At 38.4% G+C, this 2,497-nt stretch carries 3 protein-coding genes; all 3 read left to right on the forward strand.

Annotated features, from left to right (window positions below):
* Positions 1–643, forward strand: a 643-nt coding sequence (locus AC27G9_RS21215; protein WP_487076558.1) for an RHS repeat-associated core domain-containing protein, incomplete at its 5' end; no start/stop codon positions are given.
* Positions 644–645: 2 nt separating this feature from the next.
* Entirely contained in the window at positions 646–1,047 is a 402-nt protein-coding gene (locus AC27G9_RS21220; RefSeq protein WP_487076560.1) for a hypothetical protein, read from the forward strand.
* 271 nt (positions 1,048–1,318) lie between these two features.
* A complete protein-coding gene (locus AC27G9_RS21225) occupies positions 1,319–2,104 on the forward strand; it encodes a DUF6602 domain-containing protein (protein ID WP_487076562.1) in 786 nt (261 codons plus the stop codon).
* Positions 2,105–2,497: the final 393 nt, after the last annotated feature.

A 2,497-nucleotide genomic window follows, 5' to 3' on the forward strand; every position in this document is an offset into this window, starting at 1 on the left:
GCTGGTGTATATGCAGGCAAGGTACTATGATCCAGTCATAGGTCGTTTCTACTCAAATGATCCTGTGGGTTGGACACCGAAAAACCCTGTCATGTCTTTCAACCGATATTTATACGTGAATAACAACCCGTATAAATATACTGATCCGAATGGAGAATTTTTAGACACTGTATTAGATGTTGGTTTTATTATATATGATTTAGCTGACATGGCAGTAAATGGAGTCAACGAAACTAATTCTGCATCTCTAGCTGCAAATGTTGCTGGAGCACTAATACCGGGTGCCACAGGTTTAGGACTTGCTGCGAGAGCGGCTGATAAAGGTGTTGATGCAGCGAGAGGAGCTGATAACTTAGTCTACAGAGGTGGTTCAGGTACCCCAAATAACCTTACTCCAAGAGCTAAAGATGTTGAAGGGTTGTCGGCAAATGTGAATCCAATGCCAGGTAAAAACCAAGTTATCGACACAAGCAAACTAGACCAGTTGTGCGCCGTCTGTGATAATCCAGCTACTGGTCATGTGTCTATAAAGCCAAAGGATATGAGTCAGATGCAAAGTTGGATCGATAGCCGTGGAGGTGACACGGTGCATCCGTTGACGCAAGAGCTTCAGAATGCGATTGTTGACCAGGTGAAAAAATAAAAATGACCACTTCAATTAATACTACTTTAATTTCTGACTTCTGGGCTGAATTACGCAAAAGCTTACAAAGCCTGAAAGAAGAGGTGCTCTTATCAGAACAAAATATTATTAGCGCTCTTGATAAGTTTTCTAACGATACATTTGCTTTGAGGGCGTATTTAACCTTTATGGTTGACTCGCAGGGTGAAGAAATCTCGGTAAGTGTTGATGTAAAGACACATGAAAATGGAGTCAATATCGAATCAGATATCTGTGACGATGACGGACAAATACTTTTTGAGGGGCCAATGTATGATGGAGAATTTACAGAAGAAGCTTTGTCCTCGTGGCTGCTAGATTACAGAGTATTCTTGAGCGACAAATCCGAATTTTTAATAAAAAAGATCGCTGAGTTAAAGAAATAGTGGAAGACAGTTTTTATCGCGTAATTAGAGTGTAATTAGTGGACAAGCACAGCCCTACTTAGCAAAGAAAATAGTGGGCAGGCAAAGCCATAAACACTTTTTTTGAATCCAAAGCCTCGCACTCGCTGACCTAAGCTTGCGAGGCTTTTTGCTGTTGGGCATCTAAGGGCTATATTTTAAATTTTTCAGATCGATACTGTTTATTGTCTTTAGACTTATAAAAGGGTAATTTGCTTTACATAAATAAAGAGCTGAATAATTAGGAATTTAAATGGATGTAAATGCATACTACGAGTCTTTGTCTGGAGAATTGTTGTCATTAAAAGATAGGATTAGATACATCGTATCTGGGGATCACTGGCAGACAGATGGGGAATGGAAAGAAAGTGTTTTACGTTCCGTTCTTCGTAGGCATCTTCCACAATCAATAGAGGTTGCTTCTGGTTTTATTGTATCTCCTACATCTCATAGCGGCCAAATAGATGTATTATTATATGACTCTTCAGCACCAGTGATATTTAAAGAAGGTGATTTAGCTTTCGTTCCTGCCAATGCAGTTAAAGGGATAATCGAGGTAAAATCCAAAATTCATGGAAGGGCGCATCTCCGTGATACTCTAACTAAACTTGCTGATAAAGCTGAGTTTATTTCCAGTCAAGTTCCAGAAGGAAGTAGCAAACCATTTGTTGGCCTATTTTCTTATGAAAGTGATAGCATTAACAATAACATGATTGCAGAGTGTGTATTTGAAGCCGCACAAAAGCAGGGCGTAAATCCCAATAATCGAATAGTTAACCACATTGCGATCAATGCTAACCAATTTACTAAGTATTGGGTAAATGAACCTGAAAATAGGGTTGGCAATAATTATTGTAAGTGGCACCTATACGATTTAGAGCAAAAATCATTTGGTTACTTTATCCATAACGTCATAGATCTTTGCACGGATAATAATATGTTAGGTGATCCTAGTCTGTGGTTTCCTGTAGATGGAAAAGAGCCATTTTTGAGACTAGAGAAAGAACTTTTTCCTAACGAAGCAGTAGAAAACACTTGATAAATTTATGTATTACAAGTGAGTTATTAACCGTAAATTAATCTTTGCTTGCTAGGCCAATGCACAAAGTGTTCTCTGCAACTATTGGAAAAGCCCAAATATCCATATGTGATGATTGCCCCATAAGGGGTTTTAGTTTGGTTTCAGGTCTAGTTGCTTTTTAAGTTTTGGCTTGTGGGTAGTTTGTTTTTGACGAAAATAACTTAATACTCTCTGGAGTGAATAACGCAATTAATCGATGTAAATAGTACATTTTCAAAAATAATAAAAAGGGTCAGAGCCGAATTAAATCCTCTACACTCAAAGGTAAGATTATTTTTTGCTTAATGTGAGGATAAAATGCCGAGAAAGCCGAGGGCATCTGCAGCGGGTGTTGCAGAGCATGTTATTCAG

This window comes from Alteromonas sp. 5NS40-0096 (genome assembly GCF_057544385.1).